Origin of the sequence: Streptomyces syringium (assembly GCF_017876625.1) — a bacterium.
Lineage (GTDB): Bacteria > Actinomycetota > Actinomycetes > Streptomycetales > Streptomycetaceae > Streptomyces > Streptomyces syringius.
Genome location: NZ_JAGIOH010000001.1, coordinates 2,546,646 through 2,566,259 on the forward strand (window position 1 = coordinate 2,546,646; position 19,614 = coordinate 2,566,259).

The 19,614-nt window shown below is 71.9% G+C and carries 19 protein-coding genes; 4 read left to right on the top strand and 15 right to left on the bottom strand.

The window, feature by feature from the left end; all coding sequences use genetic code 11:
- Positions 1 to 38 precede the first annotated feature (38 nt).
- The 5 genes from JO379_RS11330 to JO379_RS11350 form a co-directional block, all read right to left on the bottom strand.
- On the bottom strand, positions 39 to 815 hold the full coding sequence (locus JO379_RS11330) for a hypothetical protein (RefSeq protein WP_130877676.1): 777 nt from the start codon (positions 813 to 815) through the stop codon (positions 39 to 41).
- Between the two features lie 209 nt (positions 816 to 1,024).
- Entirely contained in the window at positions 1,025 to 2,332 is a 1,308-nt protein-coding gene (locus tag JO379_RS11335; RefSeq protein WP_130877677.1) for a hemolysin family protein, read from the bottom strand.
- Positions 2,329 to 2,826 carry an rRNA maturation RNase YbeY gene (gene ybeY / locus JO379_RS11340; RefSeq protein ID WP_130877678.1) on the bottom strand — a complete coding sequence of 166 codons (498 nt, stop codon included), beginning with the start codon at positions 2,824 to 2,826 and terminating at the stop codon, positions 2,329 to 2,331. The genes JO379_RS11335 and ybeY overlap by 4 nt, the downstream gene beginning before the upstream one ends.
- Positions 2,827 to 2,838: 12 nt before the next feature.
- Complete coding sequence (locus JO379_RS11345) at positions 2,839 to 3,831, bottom strand: PhoH family protein (protein WP_130877679.1); 993 nt, start codon at positions 3,829 to 3,831, stop codon at positions 2,839 to 2,841.
- A gap of 208 nt (positions 3,832 to 4,039) precedes the next feature.
- Positions 4,040 to 5,197: a PfkB family carbohydrate kinase gene (locus JO379_RS11350; RefSeq protein ID WP_130877680.1), complete on the bottom strand. Its 1,158-nt coding sequence runs from the start codon at positions 5,195 to 5,197 to the stop codon at positions 4,040 to 4,042.
- Positions 5,198 to 5,269: 72 nt separating this feature from the next.
- Here JO379_RS11350 and JO379_RS11355 point away from each other — a divergent pair, with 72 nt between their 5' ends.
- Positions 5,270 to 6,595, top strand: a complete 1,326-nt coding sequence (locus tag JO379_RS11355; RefSeq protein ID WP_209514837.1) for a family 4 glycosyl hydrolase — start codon at positions 5,270 to 5,272, stop codon at positions 6,593 to 6,595.
- 203 nt (positions 6,596 to 6,798) lie between these two features.
- Here the strand turns inward: JO379_RS11355 and JO379_RS11360 are convergent, their stop codons facing one another.
- Positions 6,799 to 7,884, bottom strand: coding sequence for an S-(hydroxymethyl)mycothiol dehydrogenase (locus tag JO379_RS11360; protein WP_209514839.1), 1,086 nt, complete (start codon positions 7,882 to 7,884; stop codon positions 6,799 to 6,801).
- A 191-nt stretch (positions 7,885 to 8,075) separates the two neighbouring features.
- On the opposite strand from JO379_RS11360, the gene JO379_RS11365 reads away from it, so the two are divergent.
- Positions 8,076 to 8,900 carry an HAD family acid phosphatase gene (locus tag JO379_RS11365; RefSeq protein ID WP_209514841.1) on the top strand — a complete coding sequence of 275 codons (825 nt, stop codon included), beginning with the start codon at positions 8,076 to 8,078 and terminating at the stop codon, positions 8,898 to 8,900.
- Positions 8,901 to 8,925: 25 nt separating this feature from the next.
- Here JO379_RS11365 and JO379_RS11370 read toward each other — a convergent pair whose 3' ends face one another.
- The 8 genes from JO379_RS11370 to hrcA all read right to left on the bottom strand — a co-directional run bounded on the left by JO379_RS11370 (position 8,926) and on the right by hrcA (position 16,448).
- On the bottom strand, positions 8,926 to 9,834 hold the full coding sequence (locus tag JO379_RS11370; RefSeq protein WP_209514843.1) for a ribonuclease Z: 909 nt from the start codon (positions 9,832 to 9,834) through the stop codon (positions 8,926 to 8,928).
- 42 nt (positions 9,835 to 9,876) lie between these two features.
- Positions 9,877 to 10,236: a histidine triad nucleotide-binding protein gene (locus JO379_RS11375; protein ID WP_130877685.1), complete on the bottom strand. Its 360-nt coding sequence runs from the start codon at positions 10,234 to 10,236 to the stop codon at positions 9,877 to 9,879.
- Positions 10,237 to 10,371: 135 nt separating this feature from the next.
- The gene (locus tag JO379_RS11380; protein ID WP_209514845.1) at positions 10,372 to 10,938 is read right to left on the bottom strand and encodes a hypothetical protein; all 567 of its coding nucleotides are present in this window, start codon (positions 10,936 to 10,938) and stop codon (positions 10,372 to 10,374) included.
- A 192-nt stretch (positions 10,939 to 11,130) separates the two neighbouring features.
- Positions 11,131 to 11,895: a helix-turn-helix transcriptional regulator gene (locus JO379_RS11385; RefSeq protein ID WP_165451525.1), complete on the bottom strand. Its 765-nt coding sequence runs from the start codon at positions 11,893 to 11,895 to the stop codon at positions 11,131 to 11,133.
- A 169-nt stretch (positions 11,896 to 12,064) separates the two neighbouring features.
- A complete protein-coding gene (locus JO379_RS11390) occupies positions 12,065 to 12,817 on the bottom strand; it encodes a 16S rRNA (uracil(1498)-N(3))-methyltransferase (protein ID WP_209514846.1) in 753 nt (250 codons plus the stop codon).
- Positions 12,814 to 13,920 (bottom strand): nitronate monooxygenase, encoded by a 1,107-nt coding sequence (locus JO379_RS11395; protein WP_130877689.1) that lies wholly within the window; start codon positions 13,918 to 13,920, stop codon positions 12,814 to 12,816. The genes JO379_RS11390 and JO379_RS11395 overlap by 4 nt, the downstream gene beginning before the upstream one ends.
- A 374-nt stretch (positions 13,921 to 14,294) precedes the next feature.
- Positions 14,295 to 15,431 carry a molecular chaperone DnaJ gene (gene dnaJ / locus JO379_RS11400; protein ID WP_130877690.1) on the bottom strand — a complete coding sequence of 379 codons (1,137 nt, stop codon included), beginning with the start codon at positions 15,429 to 15,431 and terminating at the stop codon, positions 14,295 to 14,297.
- On the bottom strand, positions 15,432 to 16,448 hold the full coding sequence (gene hrcA, locus JO379_RS11405; protein WP_130877872.1) for a heat-inducible transcriptional repressor HrcA: 1,017 nt from the start codon (positions 16,446 to 16,448) through the stop codon (positions 15,432 to 15,434).
- A gap of 174 nt (positions 16,449 to 16,622) precedes the next feature.
- Between hrcA and JO379_RS11410 the strand changes: the two genes are divergently transcribed.
- Positions 16,623 to 17,360 carry an MBL fold metallo-hydrolase gene (locus JO379_RS11410; RefSeq protein ID WP_209514847.1) on the top strand — a complete coding sequence of 246 codons (738 nt, stop codon included), beginning with the start codon at positions 16,623 to 16,625 and terminating at the stop codon, positions 17,358 to 17,360.
- Positions 17,361 to 17,460: 100 nt separating this feature from the next.
- Positions 17,461 to 18,282: a DUF3097 domain-containing protein gene (locus tag JO379_RS11415; RefSeq protein WP_209514848.1), complete on the top strand. Its 822-nt coding sequence runs from the start codon at positions 17,461 to 17,463 to the stop codon at positions 18,280 to 18,282.
- Positions 18,283 to 18,373: 91 nt separating this feature from the next.
- On the opposite strand, the gene hemW is transcribed toward JO379_RS11415, so the two are convergent.
- Entirely contained in the window at positions 18,374 to 19,606 is a 1,233-nt protein-coding gene (gene hemW / locus JO379_RS11420; RefSeq protein WP_130877693.1) for a radical SAM family heme chaperone HemW, read from the bottom strand.
- Between the last annotated feature and the right edge of the window lie 8 nt (positions 19,607 to 19,614).

Sequence of the window (19,614 nt, forward strand, 5' to 3'; positions counted from 1 at the left end):
ACGCCCTGCCGGCGAGCGGCCTGCTCCGCCTACTTCGCCTACTTCGCCTGCTTCGTCTTCTTCACCTTCTCGACGACCTTGGCCAGCGCGTCCTCGAAGCTGGAGCTGTCGGCCGTGCTGAAGCTGGTCCGTACGACGGTCACGATCGTGGCGCCGACCCGGGCGGCCGCGATGTCGTGCTGCATGCTGACCTCGTTCGCGGTCTCCGCGACGGTCACGCGGACGGCGCGCGACTCGTCGCCGGTCTTGGGGACGTCCAGTCGCTCGGCCGTGAAGTCGGCCTTGCGGTCGTCGCCCAGTTTGCCGCTGAAGCTCTCGCAGGCGTCGACGTCCAGCGTGCCCCGCATGATCTTCACCGCGTCGGCTTCGCGGTAGGCGGTGACGCCGTTGACCAGCATGGAGCCCGCGTCGCCGCTCTGCACCAGCTCGGCCATGGCGTGGGCCGCCGGCTTCGGGCCGTCGCTCCGGCCGACGAAGGCATCGAGCAGCGGCTGGCACGGCTTCTTCTCCGTCGTGCCGATCTGCAGCAGCCCCGGGCCGAAGACGTCGCTCGCGTCACCCATGACCTTCCAGCCGGAGGGCAGGTCACCGGCGGTGAGCACAGCGGCCTTCGCCTGCTCGCCGGTGAGGGGCGTGAGGGGCTTCGCCTGTGGCGTCCCCTTCGCCTGACCGCCGGCGGCATCGCGCGTCGCCTCCGGGCGGCTTCCGTGATCGGCGGGTCTCTCCCGGCCGGGTGCCCCGCCGCAGGCGGAGACGAGCAGCAGGGCCGAGGCGGCGAGGACGGCGGACGCGCCACGGCGCGGGTGAGGACGCACAGGGATTCCCGGGGTGAGCGAAGGGGAGCAGGCCCGTCAGAGTAGACCGGCGGTCCTCCGCCCACGCGGTCAGCCTCCGCGGGAGCTCCGGGCGACCGGGCGTCCGGACGGGCGTCCGGGCGGACGGGCGGACGCGGATGCCCGGCTGCCTCAAGGCGCAGCCGGGCATCTGTGTCGCTGTGTCGCTGTGGCGCCGTGTCCCGCTCGGCTCAGTCCTCGGCCGGCTCCGGCACGCGTACCGGTTCGACCAGGACCGTCACGATGCGGTTGCGGCGGCCCGCCGCGGATTCGGCGGTCAGGCGCAGGGCCCGCAGCGTGGGGTCGGTGGTGTCGGCGGTGAGGTCGACCTCGGCCGTGGCGCCCGCGATGGGGACGCGGCCGAGGGACTTGGCGAGCAGGCCGCCGACCGTCTCCACGTCCTCGTCGTCCAGCTCCAGGCCGTACAGCTCGCCGAGGTCGCCGATGTCGAGGCGGGCCGTGACGCGGTAGCGGTCGTCGTCGAGTTCCTCCACGGGCGGCAGCTCGCGGTCGTACTCGTCGGTGATCTCACCGACGATCTCCTCGAGGATGTCCTCGATGGTGACGATGCCGGCGGTGCCGCCGTACTCGTCGATGACGACCGCGCAGTGGGTGCGCTGCTGCTGCATCTCCCGCAGCAGGTCGCCCGCGTTCTTGGTGTCGGGCACGAAGACCGCGGGGCGCATCGCCGTCGAGACCAGCTCGGACTCGGCGTCGCGGCTGATGTGCGTCTTCCGGACGAGGTCCTTGAGGTAGACGATGCCGACGATGTCGTCCTCGCTCTCGCCGGTGACGGGTATCCGGGAGAAGCCCGAGCGCAGCGCCAGGGTCAGCGCCTGGCGGATGGTCTTGCCGCGCTCGATGACGACGAGATCCGTGCGGGGCACCATGACCTCGCGGACGAGCGTGTCGCCGAGCTCGAAGACGGAGTGCACCATCCGGCGCTCGTCGTCCTCGATCAGCGACTCCTTCTCCGCCAGGTCGACCATGGCCCGCAGTTCCGCCTCGGAGGCGAACGGGCCCATGCGGAAGCCCTTGCCGGGGGTAAGAGCGTTGCCGATGAGGATCAGCAGCCGCGGCACCGGGCCCATGATCCGGGCGAGCGGCAGCAGCACGTACGCGGCCGCGGTCGCGGTGTTGAGCGGGTGCTGGCGGCCGATGGTGCGCGGGGAGACGCCGACGGCCACGTAGGAGACGAGGACCATCACCGCGATGGCGACCGTCAGCGCCTGCCAGGTCTTGTCGAATTCGCGCAGGCTCACGTACGTCACCAGGACGCCGGCCGCCATCTCGCAGGCGACGCGCACCAGCAGCGCCACATTGAGGTAGCGGGTCGGGTCGGCTGCGACGGCCATCAGCTTGGCGCTGCCGCGACGGCCCGCCCGCACGGCCTCCTCGGCACGGAACCGGGTGGTGCGCGCCAGGCCCGCCTCCGCGCAGGCGGCGAGCCAGGCGACGACGAGGAGCAGGACCGCCGCGGCGATCAGCTGCCCGGTCACGTGATCGTGGGAGCCGGGGAGGCTCCTTCGATCCCGCGCTCGGTACGCCAGCCGTCGATGATCGCCGCCTGGAGGCCGAACATCTCGGCCTTCTCGTCCGGCTCCTCGTGGTCGTAGCCCAGGAGGTGGAGGACGCCGTGGACGGTCAGGAGCTGGAGCTCCTCGTCCATGGAGTGCCCGGTCGGCGCCTCCTCGCCCTGCTTCTTCGCGACCTCCGGGCAGAGCACGATGTCGCCGAGCAGGCCCTGCGGCGGCTCGTCGTCGTCCTTGGCCGGCGGGCGGAGCTCGTCCATCGGGAAGGACATCACATCGGTGGGCCCGGGCAGGTCCATCCACTGGATGTGGAGCTGCTCCATGGCGTCGGCGTCCACGACGATGACCGAGAGTTCGGAGAGCGGGTGGATACGCATCCGGGCCAGGGCGTAGCGGGCGACATCGAGGATCGCCTGCTCGTCGATGTCGGTGCCGGATTCGTTGTTGACGTCGATTGCCATCGCTTCGATTACTTACTTTCCGTTGCGCTCGTCGAACTGCTCGTACGCGTCGACAATACGGCCGACCAGCTTGTGCCGGACGACGTCCGTGCTGGTGAGCCGCGAGAAGTGGACGTCCTCGACGCCCTCCAGGATGTCCACGACCTGCCGCAGACCGCTCTTGGTGCCGCCGGGGAGATCGATCTGGGTGACGTCACCGGTGATGACGATCTTGGAGTCGAATCCGAGGCGGGTGAGGAACATCTTCATCTGCTCGGCGCTGGTGTTCTGCGCCTCGTCGAGGATGATGAAGGCGTCGTTGAGCGTCCGGCCGCGCATATAGGCCAGCGGCGCGACCTCGATCGTCCCGGCGGCCATCAGCCGGGGGATGGAGTCGGGGTCGAGCATGTCGTGCAGGGCGTCGTAGAGCGGCCGCAGATACGGGTCGATCTTCTCGTAGAGCGTGCCGGGCAGGAAGCCGAGCCGCTCGCCCGCCTCGACGGCAGGCCGGGTCAGGATGATCCGGTTGACCTGCTTGGACTGCAGGGCCTGGACCGCCTTGGCCATGGCCAGATACGTCTTGCCGGTGCCGGCGGGGCCGATGCCGAAGACGACCGTGTGCTTGTCGATGGCGTCGACGTAGCGCTTCTGGTTGAGCGTCTTGGGCCGGATCGTGCGACCGCGGCTGGAGAGAATGTTCTGTGTGAGGACCTCGGCCGGGGTCTCGTCCCCGTCGCCCTCGCCCCGCAGCATCGCGATCGAGCGTTCCACCGCGTCCTCCGTCATCGGCTGTCCGGTGCGGAGCACCAGCATCATCTCGTCGAACAGGCGCTGCACGAGGGCGAGTTCCCGCGGCTCCCCGGCGGCGCTGACTTCATTGCCCCGGACGTGGATGTCCACGTGGGGGAAGGCCTTCTCGATCACGCGCAGGAGCGCGTCCCCGGAGCCCAGGACCGTCACCATGGGGTGCTTGGCCGGGACCGTGAACCGGGCTGTCGCCTGCGGTCGTGTGGGTGTCTGAGTCATGGGCCGGCCACTCGGGCCTGCTCATCCCCTCTTTTCCTGCGTTCCGACGTGCCCGGAGGGAGCGGAATCCGCCCGATGTCTCCGGACATCCTTGGGATATCAAGGGTACGACGGGGCGCCGGTCGGCCCGAGGGGTTTTACGGCAGGCCCGGCAGACCCGGCAGGCCCGCGGGGACAGGCCTGTGGGGCCGGGCCCGGTGGCGGCCGGTCACGGCTGGCGGAATCCGAGCGTCGGCACGGCCCGGCGCAGCGGCCAGGGGCGGGCGGCGGCGGGGAGGATGCCGTCGAGGAAGGCGTAGCGGCGCGGGGCGGACGGGGAGTCGTCGTAGGACCGCACGTGCTGCCACCAGGCGGCGATCTCCACCCAGCCGGGTGCGGAGAGTGATCCTCCGAATTCCTGTACGGACAGGGCGGCGGTCAGGCCCGCGAAGGCCAGCCGGTCGGCGAGCGGCCAGCCGGCCAGGGTGCCGGTCACGAAGCCCGCGACGAAGACGTCCCCGGCGCCGGTGGGATCGAGGGCCTCGACGGCGATGGCCGGCACCTCGGCGCTCTCCCCGGTGCGGCTGTCCACCGCGAAGGCGCCCCGCTCGCCCATCGTGACGACGGCGAGCGGCACCTTCTCGGCCAGGGCCCGGGCGGCGGCGCGCGGGCAGTCGGTCCGGGTGTAGCGCATGGCCTCCTCGGCGTTGGGCAGGAACGCCTCGCAGTGCTCCAGATCGGCCAGGTCCGAGGGGTCCCAGCGGCCGGTCTCGTCCCAGCCGACGTCGGCGAAGACCCGGCTGCCGCGCCGGGCCGCGGTGCCGATCCACTCCTCCTGCCGGCCGGGCACCAGCAGCGCCACGCAGGCACGGGCGGGCGGCGGGCACTCGGGGGCGGGGGCGCCGCCCTCACCGGGCGGCGGGGCCTCGTGACCGTGCGAGACCATCGTGCGCTCGCCCTCGTAGGCCATCGAGACCGTCACCGGGGAGTGCCAGCCGGGAACCGTGCGGGAGAGCCCCAGGTCGATGCCCTCGCCGCGGGAGAGCGCCTCCCAGCAGTACTCCCCGTACATGTCGTCGCCGAAGGCGGCGGCGAGGGAGGTCCGCAGGCCCAGCCGGGCGAGGGCGGTGGCCATATTGGCGATGCCGCCGGGGCTGGAGCCCATGCCGCGCGCCCAGGACTCGGTGCCGCGCACGGGGGCCGAGTCCAGGCCGGTGAAGATGATGTCGAGGAAGACGGTCCCGGTCAGATAGACGTCCGTCTCCGGGTCGCCCTCCGCCCGGACCTCGGCCAGCGGGTCGAGGACCGGCGCGGCGCCCTCGAACACCTCGGAACGCTCGCCGGACAGTGCCGTCTGCGGTGCCGCATGAGGCGAGAAAATCGTCATGCTCGCTCGCTGCTCCTCTACACGGGGTGCGGGTCCCGACAGTGTGCCCGATGCTGCGATACGTTCCGGGCCATGAAGCTGACGATTCTCGGCGGTGGCGGTTTCCGGGTGCCTCTGGTGCACCGGGCCCTGTTGGACGACGCGCGACGCGAGGCACCCGGACGCTGCACCGAACTCACGCTGTACGACACCGACTCCGCGAGACTGAAGGTCATCGCGAACGTGCTGGCCGAGCAGGCGGAGGGCATCCCGGGCGCCCCCGTCGTGACGGCCGTCGAGGACCTGGACGACGCCCTGTGCGGGGCGGACTTCGTCTTCTCCGCGATCCGGGTGGGCGGCACCGCCGGACGGGTGCGTGATGAAAGGATTCCGCTCGGCGAGCTCGTGTTGGGGCAGGAGACCGTCGGCGCGGGCGGCGTGCTCTACGGGCTGCGGACGATCCCGGTGGCGCTGCACATCGCCGAGCGCGTCGCGGCGGTCGCCCCGGACGCCTGGGTCATCAACTTCACCAATCCGGCGGGCATGGTGACCGAGGCGATGTCGGCCGTTCTGGGTGAACGGGTCATCGGCATCTGCGACTCACCCGTGGGGCTGGTGCGGCGCGCCGCGCGGGCGGCGGGCGCCGACCCGAACCGGGTCGGGTTCGACTACGTGGGCCTCAACCACCTCGGCTGGCTGAGGTCATTGACGCAGGACGGCCGGGACCTGCTGCCGGGGCTGCTGGCGGACGAGGCGGCCCTGTCCTCCTTCGAGGAGGGCAAGCTCTTCGGCGCCCAGTGGCTCCAGGCGCTCGGCTCGCTGCCGAACGAGTATCTGCACTATTACTACTTCCGCCGCGAGACCCTGCACGCGGTGCTGGAGTCGCCGGAGACCCGGGGCGAGTTCCTCGACCAGCAGCAGGGCGGCTTCTTCGCGGCGGCCGCCGCCGAGCCCGAGCGGGCGTACGCGCTGTGGGAGCGGACGCGGCTGCACCGCGAGGAGACCTACATGGCCGAGAGCCGGGCGGCCAGCGGCGGCTGGCAGCGCGACTCCTGCGACCTGGACGGCGGCGGCTACGACCAGGTGGCCCTGGCCCTGATGCGGGCGGTCGCCCGGGACGAACGCACCCGGCTGATCCTCAACGTCCGCAACGGCACGACGGTGCCGGCGCTGGACCCCGGGGCGATCATCGAGACGGTCTGCGAGGTGAGCGCGAGGGGCGCACGGCCGCTGCCGTGCGCCCCTTTGCGTGAGGACCAGCTGGGGCTGATGCTCCAGCTCAAGGCCGTCGAACGGGCCGCGATCGATGCGGCCGTGGGTGAGAACCACGGTGCGGCGCTGCGCGCCATGGCCCTGCATCCCCTGGTCGACTCGCCGGCCGTCGCGGCGCGCATCCTGGACCGGGCCTGCCCGGCGTAGGCCTGTCCGGCGGATCTTCGACTACGGGCCGTCTTGCCGCCTGCGGCGGCGGGCGCCCTGCGGGCGCGTCCTCAATCGCCGGACGGGCTTGACTGGGCTGGGCCCATTCAGCCTGTCCGGCGTTTGAGGACACAAGCACAGCAGCCTGTCCGGCGTTTGAGGACACAAGCACAGCAGCCCGTCCGGCGTCAGCGCGACGACGGTCAGAACACCACGACCGAGCGCAGCACATCCCCTTCGTGCATCCGCTCGAACGCCTTCTCCACGTCGCCCAGCCCGATCGTCTCGGTCACGAACGCGCCGAGGTCGAGCCGGCCCTGCAGATGCAGGTCGATGAGCATCGGGAAGTCGCGCGAGGGCAGGCAGTCGCCGTACCAGGAGGACTTCAGCGCGCCACCGCGGCCGAAGACGTCGAGCAGCGGCAGCTCCAGCTTCATCTCGGGGGTGGGCACACCGACCAGGACGACGGTGCCGGCCAGGTCGCGGGCGTAGAAGGCCTGCTCGTACGTCTCGGGGCGGCCGACGGCCTCGATGACGACATCGGCGCCGAAACCGCCGGTCAGCTCGCGGATCGCCTCGACGGGATCCGTGGTGCGCGAGTTGACCGTGTGGGTGGCGCCCATGGTCAGGGCCGTCTGCAGCTTGCGGTCGTCGATGTCGACGGCGATGATCCGGGCCGCCCCCGCCAGCCGGGAGCCCGCGATGGCCGCGTCGCCCACGCCACCGCAGCCGATGACGGCGACGGAGTCGCCACGGCCCACCTGGCCGGTGTTGATCGCCGCGCCGATGCCCGCCATGACGCCGCAGCCGAGCAGCCCGGCGACCGCCGGGGAGACGGCGGGGTCGACCTTCGTGCACTGCCCGGCGGCGACCAGCGTCTTCTCGGCGAACGCACCGATGCCGAGCGCCGGGGACAGCTCGGTGCCGTCGGTCAGGGTCATCTTCTGCTTCGCGTTGTGCGTGGCGAAGCAGTACTGCGGGCGCCCGCGCAGACACGCCCGGCACTGGCCGCAGACGGCCCGCCAGTTGAGGATGACGAAGTCGCCGGGGGCCACCTCGCTCACGCCCTCGCCGACGGCCTCCACGACACCCGCCGCCTCATGGCCGAGGAGGAAGGGGAAGTCGTCGTTGATGCCGCCCTGCTTGTAGTGCAGATCGGTGTGGCAGACGCCGCACGCCTGCACCTTCACCACGGCCTCGCCGGGCCCCGGGTCCGGCACGACGATCGTCTCCACCCGCACCGGCTGGTTCTTGCCGGGTGCGATCACTCCACGTACTTCCTGCGCCATGGCGGGTCCCCTTCTCATCGCTGGTCAGTCCACACCGTACGCGCAGCGGACGCGGTCCGCCGGACGAGGCCTGACGTGCCGTCATCACCGCCTGTCGGGCCCGGTCTCCGCGCGTAGATTGACGGCGCCGGTCTGCGCGCGTAGACAACTGTTCCGACCGCCTCTCCTCCCTGTTCCCCAGGAGCCCGCACGTGACCCTCTCCTCCTCCCCCGAGCGCTCCTCGAAGCGCGTCCGCATAGCGGCCGCCACCGCGGCCGTGGCCGTCGGTGCCGGTCTGTTCGCGGCCGGTGCTGCCTCCGCCGACCACGCCGCGCCGCGCACGGACAAGGAGATCCCGAACCTCACCAAGGTCACCGACAAGATCAAGGCCTACTACGGCGACACGGTCGACGCGGCGGGCCAGCACTACGCCTCGCCCGACAGCAACTACGCCAAGCAGGTCGCGGACATCGAGAAGAAGGCCAAGGCCCACCTCGAGGGCGTCGTGAAGAAGAACGCGAAGAACGGCCCGGTGACCCAGGGGAAGAAGGCCAAGCCCGCCATCGTCCTGGACCTGGACGACACCACCCTGCTGTCGTACAACTACGAGCTCCAGGTCGGCTTCCACTTCACGCCCGAGTCCCAGGACGCCTATCTGAAGTCCACCGACATGTCCCCGGTCTTCGGCATGCCGAAGCTCGTCAACTGGGCCAAGGCCAAGGGGATCGAGGTCTTCTACGTCACCGGGCGCGCAGAGCACCAGCGCGAGTGGAGCGCGCGGAACCTCAAGAACGTCGGCTACAAGCCCGTCGCCGACCCCGCGCACTTCTTCCTGAAGAACAAGAAGAACCCGCCGGCCTATCTGCCCTGCGGTGCCACCTGCACCACGGTCGAGTACAAGGCGGGCACGCGGAAGCACATCGAGTCGCAGGGGTACGACATCGTCGCCAACTTCGGCGACCAGTACAGCGACCTGAAGGGCGGCTACGCCGACCGCACCTTCAAGCTCCCCAACCCGATGTACTACCTCCCGTAGGTCCCCGCGGCCGAGGGGGCGGTGGTCACCGCCTCTTCGGCACGGGCACGCGCATCAGGTCCCGGGCGACCGTCAGCTCGCCCTCGAAGCCCGCTGCCCGGGCCTGCTGCTCGAAGACCGCGGGGTCGCTGTACCGCTGCGAGAAGTGCGTCAGCACCAGATGCCGGACGCCCGACTCCGCCGCGACCCGGGCCGCCTGGCCGGCCGTCAGGTGGCCGTGCTCGACGGCGAGCCCCTCGTCCTCGTCGAGGAACGTGGACTCGATGACCAGCAGGTCACAGCCCTCGGCCAGCTCGTACACGCCGTCGCACAGCCGGGTGTCCATGACGAACGCGAACCGCTGACCGGGCCGTACCTCGCTCACCTCGTCCAGCGTCACACCGCCGACCGCGCCCTCGCGCTGGAGCCGGCCGACGTCCGGCCCGCCGATGCCGCGCTCCGCGAGCAGCGCGGGCAGCATCCGCCGGCCGTCGGGCTCGACCAGACGGTAGCCGTAGGACTCGACGGGGTGCGAGAGCCTGCGCGCGTCCAGCGTGTACGAGGGGGCCGCGGCCAGCACCCCGCCGGGCCCGGACACCGGCTCCTGGCTCAGCTTCACCGTCTCGCGGTAGGCGGTGGCGTACCGCAGCCGGTCGAAGAACCGCTGACCGCTCGCGGGGTAGTGCGCGGTGACCGGGTGCGGCACCCGGTCGAGGTTGATCCGCTGGATCACCCCGGCGAGGCCGAGGGAGTGGTCGCCGTGGAAGTGGGTGACGCACAGCCGGTTCAGGTCGTGTGCGGCCACTCCGGCGCGCAGCATCTGCCGCTGGGTGCCCTCACCGGGGTCGAAGAGCAGCCCCTCGCCGTCCCAGAGCAGAACGTAGCCGTTGTGGTTGCGGTGCCGGGTGGGCACCTGGCTGGCGGTGCCGAGGACGACGAGTTCACGTACGGACAAGGGGCTGCTTTCGTGTGTGCGGTGTGGTGCGGGGTGCTTCGGTCAGCCGGGGGGCCAGTTGAGGCCCCGGCCGCCCAGCACGTGGGCGTGCGCGTGGAAGACGGTCTGCCCGGCACCGGCACCGGTGTTGAAGACGATGCGGAAGCCCTTCTGGTCCACGCCCTCCTGCGCCGCGACCTCACCGGCCTCACGCAGTATGTCCGCGGCGATCTGCGGCTCGGCCGCCGCCAGGGAAGCGGCGTCCGGGTAGTGCACCTTGGGGATCACCAGGACGTGGGTGGGCGCCTGGGGGTTGATGTCACGGAACGCGACGGCGGTTTCGGACTCCCGTACGACGGTCGCCGGCACCTCCCCCGCCACGATCTTGCAGAACAGGCAATCGGCCTGCGGTTCTCCCGCCACCGGTGGGCTCCTCCCGGGTCGTCGGCTCGTACGGTCCGGATGCTACCGGGCCGCCCTCGGACGACGACGGCCCCGGGCCGGGCGCGGACGTGCCGACGTCGGCGGAGCCGATACCGCCGCCCGGCCTGCCGGGCCTTACTTCCCCTGCGGGGAGACCTCGTTCCCACCGTGCTTGCCACCCTGGCCGCCGCCGTGGTGATCGCCGTGCCCGCCGTCACCCTTCTTGTCGGTGCACGTCGGGGACGGGTGCGGCGGGGGCTTGCCCTGGCCGCCGCCGGCCTGCCCGCAGTCGCCGAGGACGCCGCCCGAGAAGACGGTCCGCCCGTCGACCTTCACGGTCAGCGAGCCCGTGACGCACGCGTGGCCGTTGATGCCGGTGACCCTGCCGAAGGCGATGATCTTCTTGTCCTTGTCGGTCCTGCCCTGGCAGTCGACGCCGACGGCCGTGACCTTGCGCTTGCCGTCCTTGTCCGTGCTGCCGTCGTACTCCGCCTTCCCGGTGCAGGTCAGCCAGCGCACGGGGATGTGCTCCCGCTCCAGCTGCCGGGTGGCCAGCTGATCGGTGGCGACGGAGACGGTCGCCGTGTCGAGCGCGTCGGAGGGCTGGCAGGCGGCGAGCGCCACAACCGCCGTACCCGTCAACGCCGCGGCACCCGCCGCGGACAGCACCCGCCGACCCCGCAGTCGCCTCAATGCCCTCATAGAGGGAGGTTCCCACTCGGGCGGGCGGCGCGGAAGAACGCGTCAGGCCTTCCAGTGGCCGACGGCCGACCCGCCCCGGGGCCCGGCAGCCGGGCCCCGGCCGACGCCGATTCCCCCGCGGCCGACGTCGGCTCCCTCTGCTTCCGAGCATGACCACGCCCCCGAGGCGCCGCCATAGGAAGAACTTCCTACTCACACCACGAGGCCGGTCCGCCTCGCCAGCGATACCGTGGAGACGCGGTTGTTGGTGCCGAGCTTGCGGTAGATCTTCTCCAGGTGCCGGTTGACCGTGTGCCGGGAGATGGTCAGCCGACGGCCGATCACATCGGCCGTGTGTCCTTCCGCGAGGAGGCCGAGGACGGTGAACTCACGAGGAGTCAGGCCGTGCCCGCCCGCGTCAGCGCCCCCGGGCCCCCGGCCGGCGGCCTCACGCAGTCGGCGCAGCTCCCGCACATGGCTGTCGACGCTGCCGAGCAGTGGCTGGATCCGAGCGGCGAAGGCGAGTTCCTCCTCGGTGAACTCCCCCTTGCGCCCGAGGGAGACGGTGCGCAGCACGTTCGCCCGGCCGGGCATCGGCAGCCCCAGTTGATGCGTCGTGCCGAAGTCGCGCAGCGCCTCGCTGCGCCACCGGGAGTGGCGCCACCGCTCGCAGAGCTGGCTCATGGTCACCGGCTGCCTTTCCCCCGCCCTGAGATAGGGGATCAGCGGGTGCTGCTGGCGAATGCGCCGCGCGATGAGGTCCTCCACCGCAGGACCGATCCGCTCGGGCGCCCACCCCTCGGCCTGTCCGGCCCGCTCCGCCAGGTCGACCCCCGCGAACAGCACCGTGTCGCAGCCGAGGGTCTCGTGGAGGTGGCCGGCGACCAGATGCCATAACGCGTCCGGGTCGTCGTTCTCGAGGACCGCGACGACAAGGTCGAGCATGCGCTCGTAATCCCGGGAGCTGAGCTGTGCCATGGCTGCAAGCATCCCGGCCGGACGGATTCCGGGCGAGACCGGGGCACGACGGTGATCGACTTTCGGTCACATCGGGCCGCCCGGCGGGGCCGGGCGCCGGGGTGCGTCGGGGGGTACGCTGAGCGCCGCACAGCCGGTCACGCGGATGTGCGGCGCGGGGGAAGGACCTTCAGGACCAGCGGCCCGTGCGGCCCAGCAGCAGTGCCGTCGCCGCCGTGCCCGCCGTCGACGTGCGCAGCACGCTCGGGCCCAGCCGGTACGGCTTGGCGCCCGCCTCGGCGAAGGCGGCCAGTTCCTCGGGGGAGACGCCGCCCTCCGGGCCGACGACCAGGACGATATTGCCCGTCTGCGGGAGCGAGGCCGTGGCCAGCGGGGCGCTGCTGCCCTCCTCGTGGAGGACCGCCGCGAACGCGGCGTCCGCGAGCAGGGTCGAGACCTGCTTCGTCGTCAGGAGGTCGGACACCGGCGGGAATCGGAGGCGGCGCGACTGCTTCCCGGCCTCGCGGGCCGTCGCGCGCCACTTGCCCAGCGCCTTCAGCCCGCGCTCGCCCTTCCACTGCGTGACGCACCGGGACGCCGACCACGGCGCGATCCCGTCGACGCCCGTCTCGGTCATGGTCTCGACAGCCAACTCGCCCCGGTCGCCCTTGGGCAGCGCCTGGACGACCGTGATGTGCGGCTGCGGCAGGGGTTCGGCGCGCACCGAGGTGACCGCCACGTCGAGGCGGTCCTTGCCCTCGACGGCGGCGACGGTGCCGAACGCGCCCGTGCCCGCACCGTCCGTCAGGACGATCTCCTCGCCCACCCGCAGCCGGCGGACCGAGACCGCGTGCCGCCCCTCCGGGCCGTCGAGGGGGAAGACCGTACCGGGGAAGACGCCCGTCAGGGAGTCCTCCTCGACCAGGAAGACCGGTGCTGTCATGTCTCGCTCCCTCGCAGTTCACTGCCTCGCGTCAACGACACCCGTGCCGCGTCCAGTTCGGCGGCCAGGACCTCCACCAGCCGCCCCGCCGGAAGCTCCCGCGCCAGACGGTGGCCCTGGCCCGCCCACAGGGCCATGGCCTGCGGGTCTCCCGCCTGCGCGGCGGCCTTGCGCAGGCCGGACGTCAGATGGTGCACCTGCGGGTACGCGGCCGGGGCGTACGGGCCGTGCTCGCGGATGAAACGGTTCACCAGACCGCGCGCGGGGCGGCCGGAGAAGGCCCGGGTCAGTTCGGTGCGGAGGAACAGCGGATCGGTCATGGCCCGTTTGTGCAGGTCATGGGCGCCCGACTCGGGGCAGACCAGGAACGCCGTGCCGAGCTGCGCCGCCGAGGCGCCCGCCGCGAGGACGGCCGCGATCTGGTCGCCGCGCATCAGGCCGCCCGCCGCGATCAGCGGGACGGTCACCGCGTCGCGGACCTCCGCGAGGAGGGTGAGCAGTCCGACGCCCGTCCCGTCCGCGCCCGCGTCGTCGTGGTGGGTGCCCTGGTGGCCACCGGCCTCGACGCCCTGGACGCAGACCGCGTCCGCGCCCGCCGTCTGCGCGGCCAGCGCCTCGGCGGCGGAGGTGGCCGTCACCACCGTCAGCGTGCCGGCCCGGGCCAGTGCCGCGAGGACCTCGGGGGCCGGGCAGCCGAAGTGGAAGGAGACGACCGGAACGGGATCTTCCAGGAGGATCGCGAGCTTGGCCTCGTACGCGTCGTCGCGGCTCCGGTCCGGATCACCGAGCGGCGCCCCGTACCGGGCGGCCTCGCCCGCAAGGCGCTGCCCGTACGCGTCCACGGCGGCCGGGTCGGTCACGGGCGGCTGCGGCATGAAGAGGTTCACACCGAAGGGGCGGTCGGTCAGGGCGCGCGTGCGCGTGATCTCCTCGCGCATCGCCGCCGGCGTCTTGTACCCGGCGGCGAGGAATCCGAGGCCACCGGCCTCGGACACGGCCGCGGCGAGCGACGGACACGAGGTGCCGCCCGCCATGGGGGCCTGCACGACCGGATACCGGAACAGGCCCGTCAGCGCCGAGGCCCCCCTGGATTCAAAAGCCATGACCACATCGTGTCACGCCCCGCGCACGGCGCCGAATCGAACCCGGTCGTGGAGTCCGCGCCGAGGGCGCCCCCTCGACTCCACCCGTACGGGTGGAGGCCTGTCGGCTGCCGCCGGCCACACCGCGTACCGGCTTGCGGGGAAGGGGCGTTGACGCGGGCCCCGGAAACGCGCGTCGGGCCGGGGCGAAGGCCCCGGCCCGACGTTCGGACGACTGAGCGGCGTTTGTCAGCGCCCGTTGAACGCGTCGATCAAGCTTGGCGACAGACGCCTACCGCCCGTTGAACGCATCCTTCAACCGCGAGAACAGCCCCTGCTGCCCCGGCTTACTGTGCAGGCCCGGGGGACGACCCCCGGAACCCCCAGCCGGACGCCTACCGACCGTTGAACGCATCCTTCAACCGCGAGAACAGCCCCTGCTGCCCCGGCTTGAACTCGCCCATGGGCCGCTCCTCGCCGCGCAGCTTCGCGAGCTGTCGCAGGAGGTCCTCCTGCTGCGGGTCGAGCTTGGCGGGGGTGGTCACCTCGACGTGCACAACGAGGTCACCGCGGCCGCCGCCTCGCAGGTGCGTGACACCGCGCTGGTGCAGCGGGATCGACTGGCCGGACTGGGTACCGGGCCGGATGTCGATCTCCTCGATGCCGTCCAGCGTCTCCAGCGGCACCTTCGTGCCGAGGGCCGCGGCCGTCATCGGGATGGTGACCGTGCAGTGCAGATCGTCGCCGCGCCGCTGGAAGGTGGTGTGCGGGATCTCGTGGATCTCCACGTACAGATCACCGGCCGGGCCGCCGCCGGGGCCGACCTCGCCCTCGCCCGCGAGCTGGATGCGGGTGCCGTTGTCGACACCGGCCGGGATCTTCACGGTCAGGGTCCGCCGCGACCGGACGCGGCCGTCGCCGGCGCACTCCGGGCACGGGGTCGGCACCACGGTGCCGAAGCCCTGGCACTGCGGGCACGGCCGGGAGGTCATGACCTGGCCGAGGAAGGACCGGGTGACCTGCGAGACCTCACCGCGACCGCGGCACATGTCACAGGTCTGGGCGGACGTGCCGGGGGCCGCGCCCTCGCCGCTGCACGTGGTGCAGACGACGGCCGTGTCGACCTGGATCTCCTTGGTCGTCCCGAAGGCCGCCTCGTCGAGGGTCACTTCGAGCCGGATCATGGCGTCCTGGCCGCGCCGCGTGCGCGACCGGGGGCCGCGCTGTGAGGCCTGCCCGAAGAAGGCGTCCATGATGTCGGAGAAGTTGCCGAAGCCCGCGCCGAAGCCACCCGCGCCACCGGCGCCGCCCGAGGAGGACAGCGGGTCGCCGCCGAGGTCGTAGACCTGCTTCTTCTGCGGGTCGGAGAGCACCTCGTAAGCGGCGTTGATCTCCTTGAACCGCTCCTGGGTCTTCGGGTCCGGGTTCACATCCGGGTGCAACTCGCGGGCGAGTCGGCGGAAGGCCTTCTTGATCTCGTCCTGCGAGGCATCACGCCGTACGCCCAGGACCGCGTAGTAGTCCGTGGCCACTTACGACTCCGCCAGGATCTGTCCGACGTAACGTGCCACTGCGCGTACCGCTCCCATCGTTCCGGGGTAGTCCATGCGGGTCGGTCCGACCACGCCGAGTTTGGCGACTGCCTCGTCGCCCGAACCGTAGCCGACGGCCACGACCGATGTGGAGGTCAGTCCCTCGTGAGCGTTCTCATGACCGATACGGACGGTCATGCCCGAGTCCTTGGCCTCACCCAGGAGCTTGAGCAGCACGACCTGCTCCTCCAACGCCTCCAGCACGGGCCGGATCGTCAGCGGGAAGTCGTGCCCGAAGCGGGTGAGATTGGCGGTGCCGCCGATCATCAGCCGTTCCTCGGTCTCCTCGACCAGGGTCTCCAGCAGGGTCGCGAGCACCGTAGAAACGGTTCCTCGGTCGTCCTGCTCGAAGGACTCGGGAAGGTCCTGCACCAGCTGCGGCACATCCGCGAACCGCCGCCCCACGACCCGGCTGTTGAGCCGTGCCCGCAGGTCCGCGAGCGAGGTCTCACCGAAGGGCGCCGGGCAGTCGACCATGCGCTGCTCGACGCGGCCGGTGTCCGTGATCAGCACGAGCATCACACGGGCCGGGGCGAGTGAGAGCAATTCCACATGCCGCACCGTCGAGCGGGTCAGCGACGGGTACTGCACCACGGCGACCTGACGGGTCAGCTGCGCCAGCAGCCGGACCGTGCGCGCCACGACGTCGTCCAGGTCGACGGCGCCGTCCAGGAAGTTCTGGATCGCGCGACGCTCGGGCGAGGACAGCGGCTTGACACCGGCCAGCTTGTCGACGAAAAGGCGGTAGCCCTTGTCGGTCGGGATGCGGCCCGCGCTCGTGTGGGGCTGGGCGATGAAGCCCTCGTCCTCCAGCGCGGCCATGTCGTTGCGCACGGTGGCCGGGGACACGCCCAGCCGGTGCCGCTCGGTGAGGGCCTTGGAGCCGACGGGCTCCTCGGTGCCCACGTAGTCCTGGACGATGGCGCGCAACACCTCGAGCCTTCGTTCGCTCAGCACCGCGCGCACCTCCCTGTCCAGCCGTCTCACGGGGTCGTCCCTGGCACTCGAAGGTCACGAGTGCCAAATCCCTCCCGCCAGTGTACGGCCGGGTACTACGGCCAGGGCAAGGGCCGTCCCGCCGCGCGCCTCCCTGGCGGGCAAACCGTACCGTGCTCCGGCTAGCGTCTCGGTATGGAAAATCATGGGCAACGGGGCGCGCGGGAGCGCTGGGAGCCGCTCGCGCCGGGGATCGCGCGCCGCAGGATGCCGGTCTGGGACTGCACGATCGGGGCCGTCTCCGGGCCTGACGGGGTGCTGCTCGTGGACACCGGCTCGTCCCTGCGGGAGGGCGCGGAGATCCGTCGGGAGGTCGAGGAACTCTTCGGCCGCCGCGTGACGCATATCGCTCTCACCCACGCGCACTTCGATCACGTGCTGGGCACCGCCGCCTTCGCGGGTGTGCAGGTGTACGGGGCGATGGGCATCGACAGGGTGCTCCGCGACGGGGAAGAGGTGCGCACGAGCGCGGTGCGGGAGGGGGTGGACCCCGATGCCGCCGAGGAGGCGGCCGATCTGCTCGTCCGCCCGCACCATCTGGTCTCCGGCGAGCTGACCCTGGACCTGGGCGGCGGCCGTCGGGTGCTGCTCGCCGACGTGGGGCCCGGGCACACGGCGCACGACCTGGCGGTGCTGGTCACGGACGCCGGTGGCGCTCCCGAGGTCGTCTTCTGCGGTGATCTGGTCGAGGAGTCCGGTGAACCGCAGGCGGGCTCGGACGCCCTCCCCGAGCAGTGGCCCGCGGCGCTGGACGCGCTGCTGGTGCTCGGCGGCGAGGACGCGATCTACGTGCCGGGGCACGGCGCGGTGGTGGATGCCGGGTTTGTCCGGGCGCAGCGTGACGCGCTCGCGGTGCGTTTCGGCGTGTCGTAACGCCGGTAGCGCGGTTTTTCCTATGGTCGGGCTGGTGCGCGGCAGAGGTCGTGCGCTGCCGGGCACCCCCGGCCCCGGATCCCCTGACCGGAACGGCTCCATGCGCAGCAGACAGTACGGCCCCGACCTGACCCCTCCGTGGAAGAAGACCACCCCCGCTCCGGAGGTCCCGGCCGAGCCCGATCTGGTGGTCGAGGAGGTCACCACGGGCTTCTGCGGGGCGGTGATCCGCTGCGAGAAGACGGCGCAGGGCCCGACGGTCACCCTGGAGGACCGCTTCGGCAAACACCGGGTCTTCCCGATGGAGCCGCGCGGCTTCCTCCTGGAGGGCCGGGTCGTCACGCTCGTACGCCCGGGCCCCCTGAGCCCCCGCGCACCCCAGCGGACCGCCTCGGGCTCGGTGGCCGTGCCCGGGGCCCGGGCACGGGTGGCCCGGGCCGGGCGCATCTACGTGGAGGGGCGGCACGACGCGGAGCTCGTGGAGCGGGTGTGGGGCAACGACCTGCGCATCGAGGGCGTGGTCGTGGAGTACCTGGAGGGCATCGACGACCTCCCCGCCATCGTCCGCTCCTTCGCCCCCGCCCCCGACGCCCGCCTGGGGGTCCTGGTGGACCACCTCGTGCCGGGCTCCAAGGAATCGCGGATCGCGGCGCAGGTCACGGGCGAGGACGTGCTGGTCGTCGGCCACCCGTACATCGACGTGTGGGAGGCGGTGAAGCCGTCCTCGGTGGGCATCACGGCCTGGCCGCGCGTGCCGCGCGGCGAGGACTGGAAGACGGGCGTGTGCCGGGCACTGGGCTGGCCGGAGAACACGGGGGCCGCTTGGCAGCGGATCCTGGGGTCGGTGCGTTCGTACAAGGACCTGGAGCCGCAGCTGCTGGGGCGGGTGGAGGAACTGATCGATTTCGTGACGGCGCCCTGATGTCTCAGCCCGTCCGGTGATCGTGGACACGGCACAGCGCCCCGTCCGGCGATTGAGGACCGGGGTCCGGGGCAGCGCCCCGGTACTCGCATCAGTCCACCAGGTCCCGGACCACGGCGTCGGCCAGCAGCCGACCCCGCAGCGTCAGTACCGCGCGCCCTTCCTCGTACGGGCCCGCCTGGAGCAGGCCGTCCGCCAGAGCGCGCGCAGCCGCCGCCGCGCCCGCCGGCTTCAGCAAGGACAGCGGGCAGCCGTCCAGCAGGCGCAGCTCCAGCAGGATCCGCTCGACCCGCTGGTCCTCCTCCGGCAGGACCTCGCGGCCCGCGCCGGGGGAGCGTCCCTCGGACAGCGCCTGCGCGTACGCGCCCGGGTGCTTGACGTTCCACCACCGCACGCCCCCCACGTGCGAGTGCGCCCCGGGGCCCGCGCCCCACCAGTCGGCGCCGCGCCAGTACAGCTCGTTGTGGCGGCAGCGGCCGGCCTCGGTGGTGGCCCAGTTCGAGACCTCGTACCAGTCGAAGCCGGCGGCGGTGAGCATCTCCTCGGCGATGAGGTAGCGGTCGGCGTGGACGTCGTCGTCGGTCATCGGGACCTCGCCGCGGCGGATGCGCCGGGCGAGCTGGGTGCCCTCCTCGACGATCAGGGCGTAGGCCGAGACGTGGTCCGGGCCCGCGCCGATCGCGGCGGACAGTGAGGCGCGCCAGTCGTCGTCGGACTCGCCCGGCGTGCCGTAGATCAGGTCCAGGTTGACGTGCTCGAAGCCGGCCGCCCGGGCCTCGGCGACGCAGGCCTCCGGGCGGCCCGGGGTGTGTGTGCGGTCCAGGATCTGCAGGACGTGCGGGCGGGCGCTCTGCATGCCGAAGGAGATGCGGTTGAAGCCGCCCTCGCGCAGCTCCGCCAGATAGCGCGGGTCGACGGAGTCCGGGTTGGCCTCGGTGGTGATCTCCGCGCCCTCGGCGAAGCCGAACTCGTCACGGATCGCGGCCAGCATCCGTACGAGGTCGGCGGCGGGCAGCAGGGTCGGGGTGCCGCCGCCGACGAAGACGGTCTCCACGGGGCGGGGGTCGTCGCCCAGTACCTTCCGTGCGAGCCGGATCTCCTCCGCGACGGTGTCGGCGTAATTGTCCCGGGAGGCCAGCGCGCCGCCGGAGCCGCGCAGCTCACTGGCGGTGTAGGTGTTGAAGTCGCAGTACCCGCAGCGTGTCGCGCAGTACGGCACGTGCAGATAGAACCCGAGCGGCCGTGCTCCCGCGCCCTCCAGGGCGTGCCGGGGCAGGGCCCCGTCCTCGGGCATGGGCTCACCATCAGGCAGTACGGAAGGCATGCGTCCAT

What these genes read in the sequence shown, in the direction of transcription:
- hemW (WP_130877693.1), bottom strand. Translation starts at nt 19,606, where the DNA reads ATGCCTTCCGTACTGCCTGATGGTGAGCCCATGCCCGAGGACGGGGCC.
- JO379_RS11415 (WP_209514848.1), top strand. Translation starts at nt 17,461, where the DNA reads ATGCGCAGCAGACAGTACGGCCCCGACCTGACCCCTCCGTGGAAGAAG.
- ybeY (WP_130877678.1), bottom strand. Translation starts at nt 2,826, where the DNA reads ATGGCAATCGACGTCAACAACGAATCCGGCACCGACATCGACGAGCAG.
- JO379_RS11345 (WP_130877679.1), bottom strand. Translation starts at nt 3,831, where the DNA reads ATGACTCAGACACCCACACGACCGCAGGCGACAGCCCGGTTCACGGTC.
- JO379_RS11350 (WP_130877680.1), bottom strand. Translation starts at nt 5,197, where the DNA reads ATGACGATTTTCTCGCCTCATGCGGCACCGCAGACGGCACTGTCCGGC.
- JO379_RS11390 (WP_209514846.1), bottom strand. Translation starts at nt 12,817, where the DNA reads ATGACAGCACCGGTCTTCCTGGTCGAGGAGGACTCCCTGACGGGCGTC.
- JO379_RS11395 (WP_130877689.1), bottom strand. Translation starts at nt 13,920, where the DNA reads ATGGCTTTTGAATCCAGGGGGGCCTCGGCGCTGACGGGCCTGTTCCGG.
- JO379_RS11360 (WP_209514839.1), bottom strand. Translation starts at nt 7,884, where the DNA reads ATGGCGCAGGAAGTACGTGGAGTGATCGCACCCGGCAAGAACCAGCCG.
- JO379_RS11355 (WP_209514837.1), top strand. Translation starts at nt 5,270, where the DNA reads ATGAAGCTGACGATTCTCGGCGGTGGCGGTTTCCGGGTGCCTCTGGTG.
- JO379_RS11385 (WP_165451525.1), bottom strand. Translation starts at nt 11,895, where the DNA reads ATGGCACAGCTCAGCTCCCGGGATTACGAGCGCATGCTCGACCTTGTC.
- JO379_RS11410 (WP_209514847.1), top strand. Translation starts at nt 16,623, where the DNA reads ATGGAAAATCATGGGCAACGGGGCGCGCGGGAGCGCTGGGAGCCGCTC.
- JO379_RS11380 (WP_209514845.1), bottom strand. Translation starts at nt 10,938, where the DNA reads ATGAGGGCATTGAGGCGACTGCGGGGTCGGCGGGTGCTGTCCGCGGCG.